At 57.5% G+C, this 23,521-nt stretch carries 21 protein-coding genes, 1 tRNA gene and 1 pseudogene; 12 read left to right on the forward strand and 11 right to left on the reverse strand.

Annotated features, from left to right (window positions below; all coding sequences use genetic code 11):
- Positions 1-142: 142 nt before the first annotated feature.
- Both prpB and ACYZT1_RS16455 read right to left on the reverse strand, forming a co-directional pair.
- Positions 143-1,039 (reverse strand): methylisocitrate lyase, encoded by an 897-nt coding sequence (prpB, locus tag ACYZT1_RS16450; protein WP_462015750.1) that lies wholly within the window; start codon positions 1,037-1,039, stop codon positions 143-145.
- Entirely contained in the window at positions 1,036-1,758 is a 723-nt protein-coding gene (locus tag ACYZT1_RS16455; protein ID WP_462015751.1) for a GntR family transcriptional regulator, read from the reverse strand. Before ACYZT1_RS16455 ends, prpB begins: the two co-directional genes overlap by 4 nt.
- A gap of 768 nt (positions 1,759-2,526) precedes the next feature.
- Here ACYZT1_RS16455 and ACYZT1_RS16460 point away from each other — a divergent pair.
- The 5 genes and pseudogenes from ACYZT1_RS16460 to pabB all read left to right on the forward strand — a co-directional run.
- Positions 2,527-2,910: pseudogene (locus ACYZT1_RS16460) on the forward strand (transposase); the annotation flags it as partial.
- A gap of 294 nt (positions 2,911-3,204) precedes the next feature.
- Entirely contained in the window at positions 3,205-3,741 is a 537-nt protein-coding gene (rloA, locus tag ACYZT1_RS16465) for a retropepsin-like aspartic peptidase RloA (RefSeq protein WP_462015752.1), read from the forward strand.
- A 5-nt stretch (positions 3,742-3,746) separates the two neighbouring features.
- Positions 3,747-5,282, forward strand: a complete 1,536-nt coding sequence (gene rloB, locus ACYZT1_RS16470) for an osmotic stress tolerance membrane protein RloB (RefSeq protein WP_462015753.1) — start codon at positions 3,747-3,749, stop codon at positions 5,280-5,282.
- Positions 5,282-6,268, forward strand: coding sequence for an alpha-L-glutamate ligase-like protein (locus tag ACYZT1_RS16475; RefSeq protein ID WP_462015754.1), 987 nt, complete (start codon positions 5,282-5,284; stop codon positions 6,266-6,268). The genes rloB and ACYZT1_RS16475 overlap by 1 nt, the downstream gene beginning before the upstream one ends.
- A 203-nt stretch (positions 6,269-6,471) precedes the next feature.
- On the forward strand, positions 6,472-7,809 hold the full coding sequence (pabB, locus tag ACYZT1_RS16480) for an aminodeoxychorismate synthase component I (protein ID WP_462015755.1): 1,338 nt from the start codon (positions 6,472-6,474) through the stop codon (positions 7,807-7,809).
- A gap of 83 nt (positions 7,810-7,892) precedes the next feature.
- On the opposite strand, the gene thrH is transcribed toward pabB, so the two are convergent.
- Entirely contained in the window at positions 7,893-8,510 is a 618-nt protein-coding gene (gene thrH, locus ACYZT1_RS16485) for a bifunctional phosphoserine phosphatase/homoserine phosphotransferase ThrH (protein WP_462015756.1), read from the reverse strand.
- Positions 8,511-8,683: 173 nt separating this feature from the next.
- Here thrH and ACYZT1_RS16490 point away from each other — a divergent pair, with 173 nt between their 5' ends.
- Positions 8,684-9,424, forward strand: a complete 741-nt coding sequence (locus ACYZT1_RS16490) for a phosphoadenylyl-sulfate reductase (RefSeq protein ID WP_028624235.1) — start codon at positions 8,684-8,686, stop codon at positions 9,422-9,424.
- A gap of 88 nt (positions 9,425-9,512) precedes the next feature.
- Here the strand turns inward: ACYZT1_RS16490 and ACYZT1_RS16495 are convergent, their stop codons facing one another.
- Positions 9,513-10,436, reverse strand: a complete 924-nt coding sequence (locus ACYZT1_RS16495) for a LysR family transcriptional regulator (RefSeq protein WP_462015757.1) — start codon at positions 10,434-10,436, stop codon at positions 9,513-9,515.
- A gap of 125 nt (positions 10,437-10,561) precedes the next feature.
- Here ACYZT1_RS16495 and ACYZT1_RS16500 point away from each other — a divergent pair, with 125 nt between their 5' ends.
- On the forward strand, positions 10,562-11,308 hold the full coding sequence (locus ACYZT1_RS16500) for a 3-oxoacyl-ACP reductase family protein (RefSeq protein ID WP_462015758.1): 747 nt from the start codon (positions 10,562-10,564) through the stop codon (positions 11,306-11,308).
- Between the two features lie 72 nt (positions 11,309-11,380).
- On the opposite strand, the gene ACYZT1_RS16505 is transcribed toward ACYZT1_RS16500, so the two are convergent.
- On the reverse strand, positions 11,381-12,076 hold the full coding sequence (locus ACYZT1_RS16505) for an HAD-IA family hydrolase (RefSeq protein ID WP_462015759.1): 696 nt from the start codon (positions 12,074-12,076) through the stop codon (positions 11,381-11,383).
- Positions 12,077-12,396: 320 nt separating this feature from the next.
- On the opposite strand from ACYZT1_RS16505, the gene ACYZT1_RS16510 reads away from it, so the two are divergent.
- The 3 genes from ACYZT1_RS16510 (at position 12,397) to ACYZT1_RS16520 (ending at position 18,536) form a co-directional block, all read left to right on the forward strand.
- Positions 12,397-17,208 carry an RHS repeat-associated core domain-containing protein gene (locus ACYZT1_RS16510; protein WP_462019266.1) on the forward strand — a complete coding sequence of 1,604 codons (4,812 nt, stop codon included), beginning with the start codon at positions 12,397-12,399 and terminating at the stop codon, positions 17,206-17,208.
- Positions 17,205-17,615 carry a hypothetical protein gene (locus ACYZT1_RS16515; RefSeq protein ID WP_462015760.1) on the forward strand — a complete coding sequence of 137 codons (411 nt, stop codon included), beginning with the start codon at positions 17,205-17,207 and terminating at the stop codon, positions 17,613-17,615. Before ACYZT1_RS16510 ends, ACYZT1_RS16515 begins: the two co-directional genes overlap by 4 nt.
- 582 nt (positions 17,616-18,197) lie before the next feature.
- The gene (locus tag ACYZT1_RS16520) at positions 18,198-18,536 is read left to right on the forward strand and encodes a contact-dependent growth inhibition system immunity protein (RefSeq protein ID WP_462015761.1); all 339 of its coding nucleotides are present in this window, start codon (positions 18,198-18,200) and stop codon (positions 18,534-18,536) included.
- Positions 18,537-19,163: 627 nt separating this feature from the next.
- Here the strand turns inward: ACYZT1_RS16520 and ACYZT1_RS16525 are convergent.
- The 6 genes from ACYZT1_RS16525 to ACYZT1_RS16550 all read right to left on the reverse strand — a co-directional run bounded on the left by ACYZT1_RS16525 (position 19,164) and on the right by ACYZT1_RS16550 (position 21,529).
- Positions 19,164-19,382: a hypothetical protein gene (locus ACYZT1_RS16525; RefSeq protein WP_462015762.1), complete on the reverse strand. Its 219-nt coding sequence runs from the start codon at positions 19,380-19,382 to the stop codon at positions 19,164-19,166.
- A 90-nt stretch (positions 19,383-19,472) separates the two neighbouring features.
- Positions 19,473-19,661: a hypothetical protein gene (locus ACYZT1_RS16530; RefSeq protein WP_462015763.1), complete on the reverse strand. Its 189-nt coding sequence runs from the start codon at positions 19,659-19,661 to the stop codon at positions 19,473-19,475.
- A gap of 125 nt (positions 19,662-19,786) precedes the next feature.
- Positions 19,787-20,221 (reverse strand): glycine zipper domain-containing protein, encoded by a 435-nt coding sequence (locus tag ACYZT1_RS16535; RefSeq protein ID WP_462015764.1) that lies wholly within the window; start codon positions 20,219-20,221, stop codon positions 19,787-19,789.
- A gap of 125 nt (positions 20,222-20,346) precedes the next feature.
- Entirely contained in the window at positions 20,347-20,718 is a 372-nt protein-coding gene (locus ACYZT1_RS16540) for a bacteriocin (RefSeq protein ID WP_462015765.1), read from the reverse strand.
- Between the two features lie 290 nt (positions 20,719-21,008).
- Positions 21,009-21,197, reverse strand: coding sequence for a hypothetical protein (locus ACYZT1_RS16545; protein ID WP_462015766.1), 189 nt, complete (start codon positions 21,195-21,197; stop codon positions 21,009-21,011).
- A 242-nt stretch (positions 21,198-21,439) separates the two neighbouring features.
- A tRNA-Ser gene (locus ACYZT1_RS16550) sits at positions 21,440-21,529 on the reverse strand.
- Between the two features lie 308 nt (positions 21,530-21,837).
- Here ACYZT1_RS16550 and ACYZT1_RS16555 point away from each other — a divergent pair.
- Positions 21,838-22,527: a crotonase/enoyl-CoA hydratase family protein gene (locus ACYZT1_RS16555; protein WP_462015767.1), complete on the forward strand. Its 690-nt coding sequence runs from the start codon at positions 21,838-21,840 to the stop codon at positions 22,525-22,527.
- 213 nt (positions 22,528-22,740) lie between these two features.
- Entirely contained in the window at positions 22,741-23,463 is a 723-nt protein-coding gene (locus ACYZT1_RS16560; RefSeq protein ID WP_462015768.1) for a lysophospholipid acyltransferase family protein, read from the forward strand.
- Positions 23,464-23,521: the final 58 nt, after the last annotated feature.

A 23,521-nucleotide genomic window follows, 5' to 3' on the forward strand; every position in this document is an offset into this window, starting at 1 on the left:
GGCAATTGTTAACGCTTCACTTTCGTAGCAGCTGTCGAGCAGCGCGAGGCGGCGTCAGGCTGCGTCAGGCTGCGAAACAGTTTGCGAGTCCTTCGGCCTGGGACGCAGCCTCGCAGGCTCGGCAGCTGCTACACAGACCTGATTACTTTTTCGCGCTCGCGGCGAACAACGCATCGAGCTTCTGTTCGAAGGTGTGGTAGTCGATGCGATCGTAAAGCTCCATGCGAGTCTGCATGGTGTCGATAACGTTCTGCTGCGTGCCGTCGCGGCGGATGGCGGTGTAGACATTTTCCGCCGCTTTGTTCATTGCACGGAACGCCGACAATGGGTATAGCACCAGCGACACGTCGGCACCGGCCAGTTGCTCGGTGGTGTACAGCGGCGTCGCGCCAAATTCGGTGATATTGGCCAGGATCGGCGCTTTCACGCGGCTGGCGAACAGTGTGTACATGTCGAGTTCGGTGATGGCTTCCGGGAAGATCATGTCGGCCCCGGCTTCGACGCACGCCGCGGCGCGATCCAGCGCAGACTCGAGCCCTTCTACCGCCAAGGCATCGGTGCGGGCCATGATCACGAAGCTGTCGTCGGTGCGCGCATCGACCGCCGCTTTGATACGGTCAACCATTTCCTGCTGCGAGACGATCTCTTTATTAGGGCGATGGCCGCAGCGCTTGGCGCCGACCTGGTCTTCGATGTGAATCGCCGCCGCGCCGAACTTGATCATCGACTTGACCGTGCGCGCGACATTGAACGCCGACGAGCCGAAACCGGTGTCGACGTCCACCAGCAGCGGCAGGTCGCAGACATCCGTGATGCGGCGCACGTCGGTGAGCACGTCATCCAGGCCGGTGATGCCCAGGTCCGGCACGCCGAGGGAGCCGGCAGCCACACCGCCACCGGACAGATAAATGGCTTTGAAACCGGCGCGCTTGGCCAGCAACGCGTGGTTGGCATTGATCGCGCCGACCACTTGCAGCGGATGCTCGCCGGCGACCGCATCGCGAAAACGCTGGCCTGGAGTGCTCTTGTTGGAACTCATGACTCACCTCGTTCAGTGGCTGTCGGGTTAGCGCCGTCCTGATAATGACGGGCGATGTTGCGTTTGGAGGCGCCGATGTGGCGGCGCATCAACAATTCGGCCAGCTCACCGTCACGGTCGGCGATGGCATCGAGAATGCGGTGGTGTTCGGCGAAGGCCTGATGCGGGCGGTTGGGCGTGGTGGAAAACTGGATGCGGTACATGCGCACCAATTGATACAACTCGCCGCAAAGCATCTGGGTCAGGGTGCGGTTGCCGCTGCCCTGAATAATCCGGTAATGGAAATCGAAGTCGCCTTCCTGCTGGTAATAGCCGACGCCAGCCTGGAATGCCTCGTCGCGCTCGTGGGTTTCGAGGACGCGGCGCAGCTCGTCGATTTCTTCGACGGTCATGCGTTCGGCCGCCAGACGGCAGGCCATGCCTTCAAGGGATTCGCGGATTTCGTAGAGTTCGATCAGTTCGGCGTGGCTCAGGGAAACGACGCGCGCGCCGACGTGCGGTATGCGCACCAGCAGGCGCTGCCCTTCGAGCCGGTGGATGGCTTCGCGCAACGGACCGCGGCTGATGCCGTAGGTGCGAGCGAGTTCTGGCTCGGAAATTTTACTGCCCGGGGCGATCTCGCCTTTGACGATGGCCGCCTGAATGCGCCTGAAGACGTTTTCGGACAGGGTCTCCGTATCGTCTGGGGTAATGAGCGAGGGATCGAGTTGGTCCAGCATATTGTCGACACCTTTTGAGCTGATGTCGGGAAAACTAGCTAATACCGATCATTTAGTCAAAGGATAAATAGTGATTGTCGACAATTGTCTAATAACGCTTTCGTAGGGTATGCGCAATTCCTGTTTCTGCAGGAGCCGGGCTTGCGCGCGATGGCTTTGTTTTGGGCGACGTCGGTTTTGAGGGTGTACATATCCGTTGCCGCGGTTTGGGCCTGCGTACGCAAAACTGTAGGAGCCGAGCTTGCTCGCGATGGCGGTGTGTTGGGCGACGTTGTTTTGGGGTGTACATATCCGATATTTAGGTGATGGCTGCTATTGGTTTCGCCCTGACGGCGAGTCACTTTGGAAAAGCCCCAAAGTAACCAAAAGGCTCTTGCCCCTCCATTCGGTGCCTCGCTGTGGCTCGGCATGCCCTCACTCCGGCATTGCTCCGGGGGCCCGTCGCCATCGGCCATCCATGGCCGGGGGCGACTACCGCGGCATCCTTGCCGCGGTGCCCCCTGCGCAACGCCTGCGTTCGGCCTCTGGGAAAGGGGCCGGTGGATCAAGATCTAAAGCAAAGCAAAGCAAAGCAAAGCAAAGCAAAGCAGCTCACAGATTCGTCTGTTAGGCCCATTCAGCCCGACGCGCCACAAATCGTGTAATTGGATGGACTCGCCCAAACCGAGGCGTCAATGCGCCACGGTGGCAGTCTAAACAGCCAACGACAGCGAGGGCGAGTCCATGAAAAAGCATACTTCGATTGATCAATCCCTGTCTTCTTCCGATTTGTCGGCCTGCACAACCGTGGCGGTCGATCTGGCCAAGCAGGTTTTTCAGGTCGCCGGTGAAGATGTCCTCGGCCAGGTGCGCTACGAGCAGCGGATCAAGTCGCGCGAGGCGTTTTATGAGTTTCTCCAACAGTTGCCGCCTCATGTCGTGGTTTTGATGGAGACCGGTCCGGGTGCTCAAGCCTGGGCCCGGCAGCTGCAAGACAAAGGCAATCTGGCGCGCATTCTTCCAGCCAATTTGGTGGCCACACACCGCAGCGGGCCTAAAAACGATCGCAACGATGCGCTGGCAATTCTGCGGGCTGGACGCGATGAAAAAATCTGCGCAGTACCGGTCAAAAGCGTTGCGGCGCTGGCAATGCAGGCGTTGCATCGCGCCAGGGGCAAGAGCCCTTGGTTACTTGGGGCTTTTCCAAGTGACTCGCTGTAAAAGCGAAACCATTAGCCGCCATCACCCGAAAAACGGATATTCCCTAATAAAGCACCAACCCCCAACCACTCATAGCCGCTGGCCAGCGCTGGCGCCATAAAACCACCGTGCTAGAATGCCGCCCGCATTTGTCTATGACATCTGCCCTGCCTGTCACAATAAAATGGCCAGGCACACGCGGGAGCTTGCGCATTCATTATTGCCAGGGCCTAGAATCGACACCCGGACCGCTGCGCCCCAGGATCTATGAGACTCAAGCCTTTCCCGACATTGCTTTACCTGCTCTGCCTGCCCGGCGTCGCCGCGGCGGGGGAGAAAACCGTGTACGGTCTCAACGAGTACGCCTCGCTGGACGGGATCAAACTGGAAGTCGCCGCCAAACTCGACACCGGCGCGAAAACCGCATCCCTGAGTGCCCGCGACATCAAACGCTTCAAACGCAATGGTGAATCCTGGGTACGCTTCTACCTGGCCATCGACGCCGCGCATTCGCACCCGATCGAAAGACCACTGGCCCGCGTCAGCAAGATCAAACGTCGCGCCGGTGACTACGATCCGGACGAAGGGAAGAAATATACTGCCCGTCCGGTCATCGAACTGGACATCTGCATGGGTTCGGCCTTACGCAGTATCGAAGTGAACCTGACCGACCGCAGCGCCTTCCAATACCCGTTACTGATCGGCTCCGAAGCGCTTAAACGCTTCGACGCACTGGTCGACCCCAGTCTTAAATACGCTGCTGGCAAACCTGCCTGCGCCACCGACGCACATACCGCAGAGTAATTACCATGCGCTCTCTTACCCTTCATCTGAAACTGCTGATCGCCATCCTGGTGGTGCTGGGCATTTCGATTACGGCCTATCAGATTTTCGTGCTCGGCATCCCGGTTACCGAAGACGCCACCGACGACCTGTGGAACATCGACGCCAAGGTCGAGTTCGTCGCCAGTGCCAAAGACCCGGTCAAGATCCAGATGTTCGTGCCGCCGTTGAGCCGCGATTACGTGAGCCTCAACGAAAGCTTCATTTCCAATAATTACGGCGTCGCCGTGAACCGCGTCGACGGCAACCGCAAGGTCACCTGGTCGGCGCGTCGGGCCAAGGGCAATCAGACCCTTTATTACCGTCTGGTACTGACCAAGCGCTACACCGGCGAAAAGTCCAAGGTCAAAGGTCCGACATTCCGTGACAGCATCGCTGTCGAAGGCGCAGAAAAGGTGGCTGTCGAAGCCTTGCTCGCACCGATCCGCCAGCACTCGGCCGACGTCGAGACGTTTATCGGCGAAGCCATCAAGCGCGTGAACAACGTCAATGATGACAATGTGAAGCTGCTGCTGGGCGGCGATCCGTCGGTCGGGCACAAGGCGAAAATCGTCGAACTGCTGCTGTCGATCGCTCACGTGCCGGTTGAGAAGGTCCACACCATTCGTCTGGTCGCCGATCAGCCGCAAACACCTGAACTCTGGCTGCGCAGCTTCAACGGTGCCGACTGGCTGTACTTCAATCCCGAGACCGGCGAACAGGGCCTGCCGACCGACCGACTGCTGTGGTGGGCCGGCGATGAAAACCTGATCACCGTCGATGGTGGCAAGAAAGCCACTGTCACGTTCAGCATGAACAACAGCGAAATGAACGCGATTCGTCTGGCGAAACTGACCGACGAAAATACCGATGCCAATTTCCTCGAATATTCGCTGTACGGCTTGCCGCTGCAAACCCAGCAGACGTTCATGATCATGGTCATGATCCCGATCGGCGTGCTGGTCATCCTGATTCTGCGAAACCTGATCGGGTTGCAGACGCTCGGCACGTTTACCCCGGTGCTGATCGCCCTCGCCTTCCGCGAAACCCAGCTTGGCTTCGGCATCATCCTGTTCACGGTGATCACTGCGCTGGGTCTGTCGCTGCGCTCCTACCTCGAACACCTGAAATTGCAGATGTTGCCTCGCTTGTCGGTGGTGCTGACCTTCGTTGTGGTGCTGATTGCGGCGATCAGCCTGTTTAGCCACAAACTCGGCCTGGAACGCGGACTGTCGGTCGCGCTGTTCCCGATGGTGATTCTGACCATGACCATCGAGCGTCTGTCGATCACCTGGGAAGAGCGCGGTGCCAGTCACGCAATGAAAGTGGCGATCGGCACGTTGTTCGCCGCTGCGCTGGCGCACTTGATCATGAGTGTGCCGGAACTGGTGTACTTCGTGTTCACCTTCCCGGCGATCCTGTTGATTCTTGTCGGCTTCATGCTGGCCATGGGTCGCTATCGCGGCTACCGTCTGACGGAACTGGTGCGCTTCAAGGCTTTCCTGAAGAAGGCTGACGCCTGATGTTCGGTTTCTGGAAAACCTGGAAGGCCCTGGAAGCCCGGGGCATCATGGGCATCAATCGGCGCAACGCAGACTACGTGCTCAAGTACAACAAGCGCAGCCTGTACCCGATCGTCGATGACAAGATCATCACCAAGGAGCGCGCCATCGCCGCCGGCATTCATGTGCCGCAATTGTATGGCGTGATTTCCACCGAAAAGGAAATCGACAACCTCACCGACATCATCGGCGGGCGCAATGATTTCGTGATCAAACCGGCGCAGGGCGCGGGCGGCGACGGCATCATCGTCATCGCCGACCGTTTCGAGGGGCGTTATCGAACGGTTTCCGGCAAGATCATCAGCCACGAGGAAATCGAGCACCATGTCTCGAGCATCCTCACCGGCTTGTATTCGCTGGGTGGCCACCGTGATCGGGCGCTGATTGAATACCGGGTGATTCCCGACCAGATCTTCAAAAGCATCAGCTACGAAGGCGTGCCTGACATTCGCATTATCGTGTTGATGGGGTATCCGGTGATGGCGATGCTGCGCCTGCCGACCCGACAATCGGGCGGCAAGGCCAACCTGCACCAGGGCGCTATCGGCGTGGGTGTCGACCTTGCGACCGGCCTGACGCTGCGCGGCACCTGGCTGAACAACATCATCACCAAACACCCGGACACCACCAACGCGGTGGATGGCGTGCAACTGCCCTACTGGGACGGTTTCATGAAACTTGCCGCGGGCTGTTATGAGCTGTGCGGTTTGGGTTACATCGGTGTCGACATGGTGCTCGATCAGGAAAAAGGCCCGCTCATTCTCGAGCTGAACGCCCGACCGGGGTTGAACATTCAGATTGCCAATGATTGTGGCCTGACGTTACGAACGCATGCGGTCGAAGCGCGGCTTGAAGACCTGAAAGCTCGCGGCGTGGTCGAGACGGTTGAAGAGCGGATGGCGTTTGTACAGGAAATGTTCGGGCACATTCCCGCAGTCGAGGGCTAACCCGGTCCTGCGTCGCGGCCATCGCGGCCAAGCTTTGCTCCTACGGCATTCGTGGCAAGCGGCCCACTTCGGCACGACACAAATCCTGTAGGAGCCTCGCTTGCCAGCGATGATGGCCGGTCATCGCCGACGTCCCCTCTAGGAGCAATCCCCCGGGCAGATTACAATCGCCACCCCGCCTCAATGGCTGATCTGCCCCGCCCATGCCGACCTGCTCCGTACACCCGCTGCCCTACCGCGCCAATCCCGCAGACTATTTCGCGGCCGTGCGCCATGCCCCCGGCGCCGTTCTTCTCGACAGCGGCCGACCGATTGCCGATCGCGGCCGCTATGACCTGCTAAGCGCCTGGCCAGTGACTCAACTCGCGGTGTCGCCGGACGAGAGCGGCAGGGATTTCCTGCAACGCCTGCGGGAAAATCTGACACAACTTGGCAAAGCCAGCGTCCCCCTCGACCTGCCCTTCGCCGGAGGCTTGATTGGCTACCTGAGCTATGACTTCGGCCGCCATCTGGAAAACCTGCCAACCCAGGCGAAGGATGATCTGCAGTTACCGGATGCGCGATTTGGCTTGTACGACTGGGCATTGATCAGCGATCACCATCGAGCGACCACGCAACTGGTGTTTCACCCCACGGTGCGCAACAGCGAACGTCAGCGACTGATCGCTTTGTTCAGCCAGCCCGCCGCTGAATCAATCGCGCCATTCAAACTGAAAGCGCCGATGACCGCCGACCTGGGCCAGGATGAATACCGCCAGGCGCTGGCACGCATTCAGCAATACATCCAGGCTGGCGACTGTTATCAAGTCAACTTCGCCCAGCGTTTCCGCGCGGATTGCAAAGGCGATCCATGGGCAGCTTACTGCGCGCTGCGTGCCGCCTGCCCGACGCCGTTTTCCGGTTTCCAGAGTCTGCCCGACGGCGGCGCAGTGCTGAGCCTGTCGCCGGAGCGTTTCGTTAAAATCAGCCAGCGACACGTTGAAACCCGACCGATCAAAGGCACCCGCCCCCGGGGCCTGACTACTGCCGAAGATGCCGCCAACGCCGCCGAACTGCTGGCCAGTCCCAAGGATCGCGCGGAAAACCTGATGATCGTCGATCTGCTGCGCAATGACCTGGGCCGTACCTGTCGAATTGGTTCGGTGCGCGTCCCGGAGTTGTTCAGTCTGGAGAGTTACCCGAACGTGCATCATCTGGTGAGCAGCGTGACCGGCGAGTTGGCCGATGACCGTGATGGGCTGGACCTGATAGCCGGCAGCTTTCCCGGTGGCTCGATTACCGGCGCGCCGAAGATTCGCGCGATGCAGATCATCGATGAGCTGGAACCGACCCGCCGCGGATTGTATTGCGGATCGTTGCTGTACCTCGATGTACGCGGGGAGATGGACAGCTCCATCGCAATCCGCAGCTTGCTGGTCAAGGATGGGCAGGTGTGCTGCTGGGGCGGTGGCGGAATTGTTGCGGATTCCGAATGGCAGGCTGAGTATCAGGAGTCGATTACCAAAGTGAAGGTGTTGCTCGATACCCTGCAAAACCTGTAGCTGCCGAAGGCTGCGATCTTTTGATCTTGAAAAATCAAAAGAGCGCAGCCTCGTTTCACTCGACAGCCCCTACGGGGTCGGGCTTACAAACTCAACGCCCGATTCGAAGCCTTGATGAACTCCTGCTTCAACGCCTCAAAACTGTGCACTGCCGGGAACTGCGGGAACTCGCGAATCACATTGTCCGGCGCATGAAACAGGATCCCTGCATCCGCTTCGCCCAGCATCGTCGTGTCATTGTAGGAATCCCCCGCCGCAATCACCCGGTAATACAGACTCTTGAAGGCCAGAACCGACTGACGTTTCGGATCTTTCTGACGCAACTGGTAGCTGGTCACCCGCCCCGCACCGTCGGTGATCAGGCGATGGCACAGCAACGTTGGAAAACCCAGCTGACGCATCAGGGGCTGGGAAAACTCGTAGAACGTGTCCGACAAAATCACCACCTGAAAGCGCTCGCGCAGCCAGTTGACGAATTCGACAGCGCCATCCAGCGGCTTCAGGGTCGCGATCACTTCCTGGATGTCGGCAAGTTTCAGCCCGTGTTCATCGAGAATACGCAGGCGCTGCTGCATCAACACGTCGTAGTCGGGAATATCCCGGGTGGTCGCCCTGAGGGATTCGATCCCGGTTTTTTCGGCGAAGGCGATCCAGATTTCCGGGACCAAAACACCTTCAAGATCCAGACAGGCAATTTCCACAAGACACTCCGATTTGTAGTGATTATTGAGTCGAGCGAGTCAAAAGACTGCCGAACTCTAGCGATTCGAAGGGGCGCGCGCAACGCACAGGGCACGCCAGCGGCCGCAGGATTTTGTTACCATCAGCCCCATATAGAGCGCCCAGCGCCACCGACCTGTAGGAAGCCGCCCTGATGAGCCCATCGTTCGACGTCGTGGAACTCGCCACGACCTATGCCAACAAATCTGCCCAGGACATCCTGAAGCTCGCGTTTGCCGAGTTTGGTGATGAGCTGTGGATATCGTTCAGCGGTGCCGAAGACGTGGTGTTGGTGGACATGGCGTGGAAGCTGAACAAAAACGTCAAAGTTTTTAGCCTCGACACTGGCCGCCTGCACCCGGAAACCTATCGCTTCATCGATCAGGTACGCGAGCACTACAAAATCGACATCGAACTGGTTTCGCCGGACTACAGCAAACTTGAACCGTTCGTGAAGGAAAAAGGCCTGTTCAGTTTTTATCGGGACGGCCATGGCGAGTGCTGCGGTATTCGCAAGATCGAGCCGTTGCGTCGCAAACTCTCGGGAGTTAAAGCCTGGGCCACCGGCCAACGCCGGGACCAGAGCCCTGGCACCCGAAGCGCGGTGGCGGTGATGGAAATCGACACGGCGTTCTCCACGCCGGAGCGCACCTTGTACAAATTCAACCCGTTGGCGCAGATGACCAGCGAAGAAATCTGGGGTTACATCCGCATGCTGGAGCTGCCGTACAACAGCTTGCACGAGCGTGGATTCATCAGCATTGGCTGCGAACCGTGCACCCGCCCGGTGCTGCCAAACCAGCATGAACGTGAAGGTCGCTGGTGGTGGGAAGAAGCCACGCAAAAGGAATGCGGGCTGCATGCGGGCAATATCATCAGTAAATCCAAGGCGTAATACACGGCACTTCAATTTGAAGATGTGGGAGCAGTGGTGCGGCATTCCGACTTGCCCGCGATGGCCGCGCCTCGCTCCAACACCAGGCTCACACCGCGCTAAACCGCGTGCTCAACTGCTGCGCGGCAAATTGTTCAATGATGAAATCCACAAATGCCCGGGTCTTGCCCGGCAACAATTTGTGCTCGGCGTAATAAATCGAAATGTGCCCGTCGTCGACATACCAGTCCGGCAACACCCGCTGCAACGTCCCCGCCTGCAGATAACCCACGGCAAACGGCATGCTCACCAATGCGATCCCCAGCCCCTGAGTCGCCACCGCGCACGCCGCTTCGGAATCGCTCATGGTCATTCGCGCGCCCAGCACCAGCGGGCTGTGTTGTTGCTTGCGGTCGGTCAGATGCCAGGACCGCACGCGCCCGGTCTGCGGCGAGCGGATCAGGATGCCGTCATGGTGGTGAAGATCCCTCGGCTCAAGGATCGGCTCGCGCTGTGACAGATAACCTGAGGACGCAACCAACACCCGATGCGCCGGGGTCAATTTGCGCGCTACGACCCCTTGGGGTAGCTCAAAACCGCCGCCGATGGCCGCATCGAAACCCTGAGCGATCAGGTCGACCTGGCGATTATCGAAATGCCAATCGGGGTTGATCGCCGGAAAACGCTGCAGGAACTCCCCGAGCAACGGCACGATGTACAAGCGCCCAAATACTGTCCCCATGCTGACTTTCAAAGTACCCGCTGGCCGCCCTTCTGCGCTGGCAAGGTTCGCCACTGCGTTCTGGATCGTCAGCAAACTCCCGCTGACTTCGCCCAGAAACAGCTGCCCGGCCTCGGTTAATCGCAGGCTTCGGGTGCTGCGCTGGAACAGGCGCACACCCAGCCGCGCCTCCAGTTTTGCGACACTTTTGCCTACCGCTGCCGGCGTGAGGCTCAAGCGCCGTGCCGCTTCGGCAAAACTCCCCACCTCGGCGCTGCGAACAAAGCATTCAATGCTGCTGAAAGTTTCCATAATGGCCACTATAAACTTCCGGTTTACACAGACTATAGCGATTGCGGTCTACACAGAGGGTAATCCGGCAAAGATACTGAGCGCCATCAACCGCGGCCTCTCGCCCCGGCATTTCGGAGATCGACATGACTAACCAGAACCTCAGCGGCAAAGTGGCTTTCATTCAAGGCGGATCCCGCGGAATCGGTGCCGCCATCGTCAAACGTCTGGCCGCTGAAGGCGCGACGGTCGCCTTCACTTACGTCAGTTCCACGGCCAAGGCCGAAGAACTGCAAAACAGCATTATCGCCGATGGCGGAAAAGCGCTGGCGATCAAGGCTGACAGCGCCGACGCCGACGCCATCCGCAGCGCGGTGAGCGCGACTGTCGAGACTTTCGGCGGGCTGGACATTCTGGTCAACAATGCCGGCGTGCTGGCTGTCGCGCCACTGGAAGATTTCAAACTGGAAGACTTCGATCGAACCCTGGCCATCAACGTTCGCAGCGTTTTCGTCGCCACCCAGGCTGCCGCCAGCCACATGCCGCATGGCGGTCGCATCATCAACATCGGCAGCACCAACGCCGACCGCATGCCCTTCGCTGGCGGTGCCACCTATGCCATGAGCAAATCGGCGCTCGTCGGTTTGACCAAGGGTCTCGCCCGCGACCTGGGCCCACGCGGGATTACCGTCAACAATGTGCAACCGGGCCCCGTCGACACCGACATGAACCCGGCCAGCAGTGACTTCGCCGACAGCCTGATGCCGCTCATGGCCGTCGGCCGCTACGGCACAGTGGAAGAAATTGCCAGCTTCGTGGCCTATCTGGCAGGGCCGGAAGCTGGCTACATTACCGGTGCCAGCCTGACCATCGACGGTGGCTTCGGCGCCTGATTCACTGCCGGTCAGACACGCAAAACGTCGACAACCCTGATCAGGTTGCCGGCGTTTTTTCGTCCGCAGGCATCACGTCCACTCAAGCGCCGGCAGACCGCAGGCGCTGGGCGTAAAGGCCTTGAGCGTGCGAAGGATGCCGTCGGCATGCGCGTATTTTTCATCGGCCATTGCCGCATCGGGAATTGCGATAGCCGTCATCCCCGCCGCTTTCGCAGCCGTCACGCCAAAAGGCGAATCTTCGAACACCAGACAGTCCTCGGGGGCCACGCCCAATCGCCGCGCTGCCGTGAGGAAAATATCCGGCGCCGGTTTCGCCGCGCCAACTTCCGGATCATCCGCCGTAACGATGAAATCGAACAACGCAAACCAGTCACGGTGCAGGGTGGTTTTTTGCGCGAACGACTGGCGCGAAGAACTGGTACCGACTGCGATAGGGATGTCGTTCGCCTTCAAGTGCCGAACCAGCTGCTCAGCACCCGGCATCGCCAATGCAGCCGGAAAACGCTCGCGCATCAGTGGCTCGCGGATCTGCAGAAACTCTTCGGCGCTGATGGGCAGATCCAGCGCCTCGACGACATAACGTGCCAGGTCGGCAGCGCCTCGGCCAATGATGTTTTGTTTGACGCTCCAATCGAAAGTGCGTCCGTAGCGCTGGGCAATGATCGACGTGACCTCGGTGTAAATGCCCTCAGTGTCGAGCAGCAAGCCGTCCATGTCGAAGATGACGGCTTTGATCGGGCGGAGCTCTTTCAGCGGTGCATTCATCGCATCTGATCCGTTTTGAACGACACCCCGGTCAACTCGAATACGTTCAACCAGGATTGATTAAAGGGTTCAGCAGCATAACGAGCGCGGACCGCTCAGAGCAACGGGCAATCCTTCGCCGGAGGAAAAACCTGTGTCCTTTGAGCAAATGTCGATTTAGCGATTTGCCCTACATCAAACGCCTCCTTTCCCGACTTCTTTATTCGTGGATCCCCCGCAAAGTCGCGCTCCTACGATCCGCGCAAGGGGCTGCGAATGTTTCCAAACCTGACAAGGTCCTGGCCTTGAAGTACGCCATCGGTCTGCTGGTGGTCGCCGCGATGAACCCCGATCAGCCAGACGTCGAGGCGCTGCTCGACGATTTTCGGCTCAGCCTCAATGACTACGAAGCCTGGGCTGAAGACTTCTGGACCGGTTGGGCGCTGGGTGTGGAGCAGGTGTTCAAAGTCGGCAACGAGGTCCGCCTGAGTGCGCCGAAGAATCTCACCTCGCCCGTCAGTTCGACACTCGCCTCCTGCCCGGCCGAAGGCCCGCTGACCCTGGTACATATGTTTGAAGCCGCCCGATTTGTGCCCATCGGCGATACACCGGTGATGCTCGAACGGGTCATTGAAGGGCCGGGTGGTGAAGTCAGTTTCGATCAGCCGATTCATCACACCATCGGACCCAGCGGCATCCTCGAGGTTGCCGAATGCTGGCGCGGTCACCGTTATCGCATCACCTTTTTTCCCAATGTTTCGGCGGATCACGTCAAAGCGCTGTATGCCTCTTATCAGAGCGTTATCGGCGACCTGGAAGGCTGGCTGCGTGCCGAGTGGACGACCGAATTCGAGTCGCTATGGCAGTCGTTTTCCGAGGCCGGTTTCATTGGACGCTACGGCATCCTGCAACAGGCTGACTGGCACGGTTTCGAAAAGTCGCTGCTGGGTTTGTGGGGTGACGTAAAACAGGTTTTCGCACTGATGGCGGACCTGCAGGCCAATAGCGAAAAACTGCTTGAGTATCTGACCGAGCAGGAGCTCGAAGCGCTTCTGAATGTCCCCGCCGATGTCATTGCCAAAGTGTTGCTGATGTTGAGCGACGAGCCTTTGATGTTCATCCATTTGGCGGCGTTCACCAGTTGGTTGCGGATGCTGCCCCCGCAATACATCGCTGAAGTCGTGGCGGAAATTCGCACAGAGCTGCTGGTGAGTTTCCTGCTGGTGCGGCTCACGGGTCCTACAGGCCTAAAGCTGGCTATAAGTGCCAAAGTGCTGAACCGGGTTAAATCTGCGCGAGCGCGAAATTGGCTGGCGGCCGCGGGTTTGCGCCTGGCGGAGCTCACGGCGCAGTCGGATCTCGCCCCGCACGCGAGCATGCTCAAACCGCTGATGGTAAATGCACGCAATGCACCGATCAGGCCTTCCCCGGTGGTTCCGCTGCAGATCAGCGCTCGCGCTAACCCGACGGTTGAAGTCAGCAATCCGGTCGCCATTGCTCGCGACAAGACCGAAATGCAAACGCGCCTTGGCCGAGTGGAAAATCGGGATGACGCGCCGGATCAGGCGAAAAATCCTAACGGTGACAGTGCCACTTGTGTGCCCTCGACTTGCAAGGACGGCTGCCCGGTATCGATGGTGACCGGCGAGGAATTGCTGACGCTGGTCGATGGGACTTTGCATGGCGTGTTGCCGTTCGATTTCACCCGGCTCTACCGCACCAGCGCCGTGGAGATCGATGGCGGGTTGGGGTTTGGCTGGAGCCATTCGCTGTCGCATCGGCTGGAGATCGTCGGCGAATCGGTGGTCTGGGTCGACCATGAAAACCGGCGTACGACGTTTCCGTTGCCCAGCGCTGAACGTCCGGCGATTCATAACAGTTTGTCGCGCGCGGCGATTTATCTGGGGGATTCAAGCGACGAGCTGATCCTCGCGCAGGCCGGCGAACTGACGCGGTTTTATCACTTTCACGATGGCCGATTGACGGCGATCAGCGATGCGTACGGTAACCGGTTGCGTATTACGCGCGATCGCCAGGACCGTATTCAACAGCTGGATAACGGTGCTGGCCGGGCCTTGCTGCTGCGTTATGACCGCAGCCATTTGATCGCAGTTGATTACCAGGTGTTCGTGTCGGCGCCCAGTCTGGAGGAAGCCTGGCAGACCGAGCAGACGCTGGTGTCCTACCGCTACGACGCCTGTCATCGGCTGATCGAAGCGACCAACGCGGCCGGTGAGAGCGAGCGTTACGACTACGACGACCAGCACGTCATCCTGCAGCGGCAACTGGCCGGTGGGGCGAGTTTCTTCTGGGAGTGGGAAAAGTCCGGCAAGGCGGCGCGATGTATTCGGCATTGGGCGTCGTTCGCGCAGATGGAAGCGCGTTATGTCTGGGATGACGCCGGCAGTGTCACTGTTTTCAATGGTGACGGCAGCGAGGAGGTTTATCAGCACGATGATCGGGCGCGGCTGGTGCGCCGGGTCGGGCTGGATGGCGGTGAACAGCTCAAGGCGTATGACGATCAGGGACAGCTGATCGCCGAACAGGATGCGCTCGGCGCCATCACCGAATACCGCTACGACAACGTCGGACGCTTGGTGGCGCTGATTCCACCGGACGAGGAGCCGACGTCCTACGAATACCGCAACGGTTTCCTGCACGCACGCTATCGCGGCAAAGCGGTGTGGACCTATCAGCGTAACGCCCAGGGCGATGTCACTGAAGCGACTGACCCGGACGGTCAGGTCACCCGCTATTTCTACGACGACAAAGGGCAACTGCAAACAATTCGTTACCCCGACACCAGCGGGCATCTGCTGGTGTGGAACGCTCTGGGCCAATTGGTCGAAGAAACGCTGCCGGATGGCGGTGTGCGGCGGTTTTCCTACGATGTTCTGGGACGCCAGACTACCCGGCAGGACGAACACGGTGCCGTCACCCGGTACCACTGGGACGCCATTGGCCGACTGCTGCAGACGACTTTGCCTACAGAGGCGACGCGCGCTTACAGCTACAACGCCTACGGCCAGATCACCGCCGAGCGCGACGAACTGGGGCGCATCACCCGTTATGAATATGCCGACGACTTGCACCTGGTCAGCCGGCGAATCAATCCCGACGGCACGCAGCTCAAGTATCGCTACGACAACGCGCAGCTCTTGCTGACGGAGATCGAGAACGAATCCGGGGAAAAATATCAGCTGGACTACACGCCCGGTGGATTGATCCGACAGGAAACAGGCTTCGACGGGCGGCGTACGGCCTATGCCTACGACCTGAACGGGCAGTTGCTGGAAAAGACCGAGTTGGGTGACGACGGTTCGGTTTTGCTTACCGCGTATGAGCGGGACCCGGCCGGGCGTTTGCTGGTTAAAACCTTGCCCGACGGGGTCAAGGTCACCTATCGCTATGACACGCTTGGTCGACTGATCGGCGTCGACGACGGCCACGATCATCCGCTGGAATTCGAGTACGACCTTCAGGACCGGCTGATCACCGAGCATCAGGGCTGGGGCACGCTGCGTTACGGTTACGACGCCTGTGGCCAGCTCAAGCGGATGCGTCTGCCGGATGGCAGCAAACTGGATTATCAGCGTGCCAAGGGTGGCGCGCTGACGGGCATCGATCTCAACGGGGCACACCTTAGTTCACACACGTTCGTTGCCGGTCGCGAAAAAAATCGCCAACAAGGCTGGCTGCTCAGCGAATACGCCTACGACGATCAGGGCCGTTTGCAGGCTCACGCCCTCAGCCAAAACCAGCGATCGCTGTATCGCCGCGATTATGCCTACAGCGCCAACGGCAATCTCGAGCACATCGCCGACACCCGCCACGGCCAGCGCGATTACACCTACGACCCGCTCAACCGCCTGATCCGCGTCCGTCACACCCGCGATCAAAAACCCGAAAGCTTCGCCCACGACCCGGCCGGCAACCTGCTGATGCAGGACCGCCCCGGCCCAACCACCTTCAAAGGCAACCGCCTGCTGATGCAGGGCGACCGCCATTACGACTACGACGCCTTCGGCAACCTCATCCGCGAGCGCCGCGGCACCGCGAAAAAACTCGTCACCGAATACCGTTACGACAGCCAGCACCGCCTGATCGGCGTCACCACCCCCGACGGTCGCAGCGCAAGCTACCGCTACGACGCCTTCGGCCGCCGCATCAGCAAAACCTTCGACGGGCAGACCACAGAGTTTTTCTGGCAAGGCGACAACCTCGTCGCCGAAAGCGGTAAAAGCCACTACCGCAGCTACGTTTACGAGCCCGGCAGCTTCCGTCCGCTGGCCATGCTCGACGGCAAAGGCCCGAAGAAAGCGTGCCCGTTTTATTACCAGCTCGACCATCTCGGCACGCCGCAGGAGCTGACGGATTACAGCGGCGAAATCGTCTGGGCCGCCCAATACACCGCCTACGGCCGCCTCACCCGCCTAAACCGCGATACCCACCAGATCCTAGACCAGCCGTTACGTTTCCAAGGCCAATACTTCGACGCTGAGAGCGGCCTGCATTACAACCGGCACCGATACTATGATCCGAATGTTGGCCGGTTTCTGACGCCGGATCCAACTCGGTTGGCGGGTGGGCTGAATCAGTATCAGTACACAAGGAATCCGACGGGGTGGGTTGATCCGCTGGGGTTGACTGAGTGCCCTGGGACGGGAAAGTGTAAGCGGACTGAGGGAGTTGAAGATCCGGCGGGGAAGGCTAAGGTTGATGAGGGGGAACCTGTTCAACCTAAGCCTAAAGGCGAAGAGGATTATTTATATCGGGGAGATCAGATTGACCCCAGCGATGTATTTGAAAACGGCTTTAAGAGCAAAGGTAAAAGCGACGACTTACTGTTGCACTCTCTTGACAGTGATGATCCGCCAAGCAATTTCATCAGTACATCTCCCTTAAGAGAAGTAGGAAAGGACTTTGCAACAAGCTATAGCACCAGAACAGGATGGCTATACACGCTTCACAAAATACCAGGACACGACTTACATGCTGAGCTAGGCCCCCTGTACGAGTTTGGAAGAGAGAGAGAAATTGCTATAAAAAACAGGATAAATAACGAAGACGTGCTAGGAGCTACCCTCATCCTCGACAACCGTAAAGAACTCGGATACTCATTGATCAATCCAAATAGGAAAATCAGCAAATGATAACGCTTGTTCCATTGACGATCAGTATTGAGGGACGGCAAGAAACGGCACAATTGGTTTGTGACAGCTCTACAGTATCTATCATGTTCACTAGACAAAACGGGTACAACAAGACCTACAGCGACCGTAATTTTTATAAATGCTTCGGACGTGTACGCGAGGACCATCCTGACATCCTGTTCCTTTGCAAAGGATCTAAAATAAATGTCCATCCGTCTAGTATGTCCGCACAAATGACACTTGGGCTTAAAGCTTATGAACTTGTTTTGGGCAAGCCGGCAGAACGAGAAGATTTGGTTTATATATTCGACTATGAAGAACAGAATTTGACTAACAAGCCCAACGAGCAGAAAGAGTTTTTTATGCAGTGGATTAGATCGGACAAATCCTCGAGCAAGTCTCAATGATCAAGTGCGAAATTTCCGTCTGCATCAACGGTGCTAACCAACAAGCTGTGATAGAGGTGCAACGAACCCGCTCCGAGCTGAGACTGATTATAGGCGATACAAAAAGTAAAACTTATAAATCATACGACTGCTTCGAATGCTTCGGATTAATGAGAGCCGACTATCCCAATATAAAATTCCTGTGCAAAGGCGCAAAGCTAAACGTTTACCCGTCGACAATGTCCTCCCAAATGTCCGTTGGGCTGGTGGCATACGAGGTCAAAATGGGTGAGCGAACGGGCACGAAAAATATCATAAGAATCTTCGACTACGAAGATACGGACATTACGAATGATATAAATCAACAGAGAGAGTTTTATTATGAGTGGTACGAATCTGTTACGGGGATATCAAGATCATCTTACATAGACAAGTGAATGAGCAATAGCGCTAACAAACTACTTATTTCTCGGACAACACCAATGCCAATCGGAGCCGAGGGGATTTCGTGAAAGGGCATCTAGAACCGTTGTCAGCAGTGAAATTGATACTTAAGAAAAACCATGCGATCCACTTGGCCATTTCATTTTGGCGGGTTGCGCAATGACACACGAAACCCTCAATAATCCTCACCAATTTCTGGGTGCTTATTTCAACGAAGAATGGATGACGGAACACAAGAAGGCGGATGACGTTATACATGCATTCGCGACCGAATCTACGTCAAAAGCGATTCTAGGAGTTCAAAAAGATATCACATTATTATTAATAATTAATCTAAATGAGGACTCGCTCCGGAAATTTCTTATGAAAAACATGAGTTGCTCATATTGCTACTGGCATGAGTGGGAATCGGGAAAAATTTGGCTGAACCATATTTTTAAATTCCTCAACGAAGGAAGCATTTCAGGCATTTTACCAAACGATAAAATAGCCATCTAGCTTCCACCCATGCGGGGGGAGCAAACGGCCGCCATAAGGAAATCCTGGCAATATGTCTGACTACTCCTCCATACATCAGAGGTAGGTTAATGCGCCACCACCTGGATCAACTAAACGCAGTCATAAAAACGCCCAGCATTTAGCTGGGCGAATCGGTAATCGGTAAAAAACTACTAGCCCCCAGCCCCATCCTTACTCCCAGCTGGCGTACCCGAACTCCCCTTCTTGCCACTGCTCATCCCAGACTTACCGGTGTCGCCAGACCCACCGCCAGAACCGCTCCCCATCGAGCTTCCACCGCTCATGGAGCCGCTTCCAGCCCCCGGGCTTGTGGTTCTCCCGCTGGCGTCTCCGCTGTTCCCGCTGTCAATGCTGCCAGGTGGCAACGCATTGCCACTGTCGGAACCCGTATTCATTTCGGTGGATGGTGGTGCTCCGCCCTTATCGACGGGTGCGCCTGTAGACTGAGCGAACACTGCTGCGGAGCTAAGGGATAACAAGCCAGCGACAGTGATGGCCGTAAGGGTTGATCTGATCATGGTGCGTCTCCTTGATAGAGTTGCTTACCTGAATGTACGGCAGCGATCGTGTGTCGATGGTGCCGTTCAACCGACAAATGGCAGCCGCTCAACTGGGCTCGTCGGAACCGTCATTGCCTGCGTTATCCGGATCACCGGGGTCGGCTTCGACATCACTGTCCGTACGTCTGACGTCCTCGTTCGGCACTTGCTCGACACCGGGCTCGTCATCTGGCGGACGCTGGTCGCGGCTCAGCGAATCGGTTGGAGACGGCAGCGGGTACTCTGGCGTGTCGTCAACGTCTGCTTCTTCAGGATCAGCGTTCATATGCACCTCTTAAAGGTTTGAGAACCGAAATCTGCAGCTTGATGACGCGGTGATCATGGCTGTACGGACCGACTCGCCCGCAGGGGCGAATCACTGTTCATCGTCGTCCAGATCTTCCTCTTCGTATTCGGTATTGCCCACGTCGCCCGCATCATCGGAATCATTGAGTGGCACGGTGGCGTCATCCATCAACGACCCGGGATCTTCATTCCCGGGATCATTGATGAACGGTACTCCGCTTGGACCTTTTTCTTCTTTGCCTTCGGTTTCAGGAGTCATGACGGGCCTCAATCAATACCGGGATGTATTAAGTTCGAGGCGCCCTGCGGGCAATCGTTCCTGCACGCTATCGATAGAGACAGAAAACCCGGCGCTGGGCCGGGTTTCGGTGATTCGGGATCAAATCAATGGTGTTTGTTTTTGTGCTTGTTCTTCTTGTACTTGTTGTTGTGGCCATTGCCGGAATGCGAACTGCGATCGTCGTCGGTGCCCAGGTTATTACCGACTGCGCCGCCCGCTGCACCACCAAGGCCTGCGCCAATAGTGGAACCGGTCGAGCCGCCGATGCTGTTGCCGATTACCGAACCACCCGCTGAACCCAAGCCGCCGCCAACGGCCGCTGCAGTGCGACTGCCTTTGGGCGCGCCAACCGCGCTACCTGCCGCGCCGCCCAGACCTGCGCCGATCGCTGCACCCGTGCTGCCGCCCATCTGCTGGCCGACCACGTTACCCAATGCACCGCCGATACCACCGCCTACTGCAGCCGTGCCATCACCGGCCGCCATTGCACCTTGAGCGACCAAAAGTCCCAGAAACAACGTGGACAATGTTAAACGCATGATATGAACCTCTAATTCCGCGTCGGGGGGAAAAACGCACTACGGATGGGCGGAGTCTAGCACCTGTCCGCTCAAATCCTGTCATCATTGATTCACTAAATTGTGGCAGCTGGCCATCAATCGGATCAGTGGCGTTTGTGACCCTTGGACAGGTTGCTCCCTACCCCGCCACCCAAAGCCCCGCCCAAGCCTGCACCGATGGTGGAGCCGGTCTTGCCGCCCAGACTGTTGCCAATGATTGAACCGCCCGCCGCGCCAACTCCGCCGCCGATTGCCGCCTTCGTGCGGCTGCCTTTGCGTGCTGCAACCGCACTGCCCGCCGCACCGGCCACGCCCGCACCCATTGCCGCGCCCGTACTGCCGCCCATGTTGTGACCGACGACATTGCCCAACGCGCCACCCAGACCACCACCCAACGCGGCCGTGCCGTCGCCAGCAGCCAATGCACCTTGAGCAACCAACAGGCCAAAAACCAGAGCAGGCAGAGTTAAACGCATGACAAGAACCTCAAAAAATTGGGAAAATCAAACAAAGATCGAGGTTGAAGCTCACAGACACGCGGACTCAACCATCAGCGACGGTTGGACAGCAATCACGGGAAAGGTTTTATGACAGGCAAAAAAAAGCCCGCTGGGGAGACGGGCCAGGTATTGCTTTCTAACGGATGAGCTGAGATTACGGCTCACCCTGTGAAAACTTTGTGAAAGTTTCTGCAAAATCCCGTGTGGTTAAAATAAACCGGCAGATAAAAAAACCCCGTTCCATGACGGGGCCTGCAGTGGATCCATCACTTTCTAACCGGTGTTGATACCTTCGGCATGAATTTCGACTTCGGCCCACGACTGACAGTGGATTTCATCTTGCCGACTTTGATCTGGTCTTCACCAAAACTTGCCACATATTCGGTTTGCCCACACTGCACGCAGTTGTTGATCGGAAACTCTGCCCCGTCGTCTTCGTTATACGGATGAACCATATCCACACCCTCAAAAGCTGGACCGGCACCGGCAAGCCCTGTTTGCCCGAAAAATGCTGATCACCAAGAATTTTGAGACTAGCCGGTCACTACTGGACTTGCGGTTCATGGAAACCGCCTGCCGACGAATGGAGACCGTAGCCACCGGTGCCAATCAAACCTGCCCGCAAGATTTTCCAGACCCCGGAAATCACAAAACCCCTGATTTCTTTCGAAATCAGGGGTTTTGGTTACATCAAATTTGGCGGTGAAGGAGAGATTCGAACTCTCGATACAATTTCTTGTATACACACTTTCCAGGCGTGCTCCTTAAGCCACTCGGACACTTCACCGTATCTCGTCAAACATATTCAGTCTGTCGAGGCGCGCTAATGTAGTCGAAAGCTTTTCTGATGGCAAACTTTTTTTGCAGAATTTTCATGCGGTTAGGGATTCAGGTGATCTTGTCAGCTGCGCGTCATGGCAAACCTGCCAATCTTCGGCTTCGCGTCATCTTCTATATAGAAGGCGATGCGCTGCCAGCATGGCTGGCAGCACGCGGCGTGTGGGAAAAGGATGACTGGCTAGTCAGTCTCGGCGCTTTACCTGGCCTGCTGCGGTGGGTAACGTCTGCCTCAACTTTCATACAAGGAATAGCGTCATGAGTGAGTTGATTTCCTACCATCTCGAAGACGGTATCGCGACCCTGACCTTGAGCAATGGCAAGGTCAATGCAATCTCGCCGGACGTGATTGCTGCGTTCAACAGTGCGCTGGATCAGGCTGTGACTGATCGCGCCGTTGTGATAATTACCGGTCAGCCGGGAATCCTGTCTGGCGGATATGACCTGAAGGTGATGACGGCAGGCCCTACAGAAGCGGTATCGCTGGTGACGGCCGGCTCGACACTGGCCCGTCGCCTGTTGTCGCACCCCTTCCCGGTCATCGTCGCCTGCCCGGGTCACGCGGTGGCCAAGGGTGCATTTCTGCTTCTGTCGGCGGATTACCGCATTGGCGTCGACGGTCCGTTCAGCATTGGCCTGAATGAAGTGCAGATCGGCATGACCATGCACCACGCAGGTATCGAGATTGCAAGGGATCGTTTGCGCAAGTCGGCCTTTCACCGTTCAGTGATCAATGGCGAAATGTTCAATCCGCAAAGCGCGGTCGATGCAGGTTTCCTCGACGCCGTGGTATCGGCCGAGGAGCTGCAAGGTGCGGCACTGGCAGCGGCGCGTCAGTTGAAGAAAATCAACATGACGGCTCACAAGAACACCAAACTGAAAGTGCGCAAGGGCCTGCTCGATACCCTGGATAACGCGATTATCCTGGACCAGCAATACACGGGTTGAATCTTACCCGCATCGCCGAAAAGCCCGACGTTCGCGTCGGGCTTTTTCGTACGTGCTTGGTGTAAAAAAACGACAACGGCTCTAGGACGGCTCTGACAATCAATTCAGAAACATGTGGTCAAACATCGGCCATCTCCTACTTATCGGGCAACAATTGCCGAAAACAGTGCACATCCGTACACTGCGCCACCTTTTGTGCCGGTGGGCCTGCAGATGCTGTTTGTGTTACGTATGTTATTGATGAGCCTGCACTTTGTACTGGCGGGCGTGCTCGGCGTGCTGCTCGGCCTGTGTCGACCGTTCAATCCGGATAACAGCCGTCTGTGCGCGCGCCTGTATGCCTGGCCGGCCATGTGCATTTTGCGCTTGCGGGTGAAGACCGACGTAGCACCGCTGATGGACAAACCCGACAGTTGCGTGATCGTCGCCAACCATCAATCCAACTACGATCTGTTTGTGTTCGGCAACGTGGTGCCCCGCCGCACCGTGTGCATTGGCAAGAAGAGCCTGAAATGGGTGCCGCTGTTCGGGCAGTTGTTCTGGCTGGCCGGTAACGTGTTGATCGACCGGGGAAACGCGCAAAAGGCGCGGCAGTCGATGTTGACTACCACCCACACCTTGCAGCATGAAGACACTTCAATCTGGGTGTTCCCCGAGGGCACACGCAATCTTGGCGAAGAGCTGCTGCCGTTCAAGAAAGGTGCATTTCAGATGGCTATCGCCGCAGGTGTACCAATCGTGCCGGTGTGTGTCAGCAGTTACGTCAAACACATGCGATTGAACCGCTGGCGCAGTGGGAAAATTCTTATCCGCTCGCTGCCGCCGATTCCCACCGCAGGATTAAGCATGGATGACATGCCCATGTTGATCGCCCAATGCCGCGAGCAGATGCGTGAGTGCATCGCTTCGATGGACCGGCAACTGCAAGTCGCCTGATAAAAACCCGCCAAGTGCGGGTTTACTTTTATCAGCGAACTCTGCCGGTTTTGCCGAC

The organism is Pseudomonas sp. PB3P13 (genome assembly GCF_054897735.1).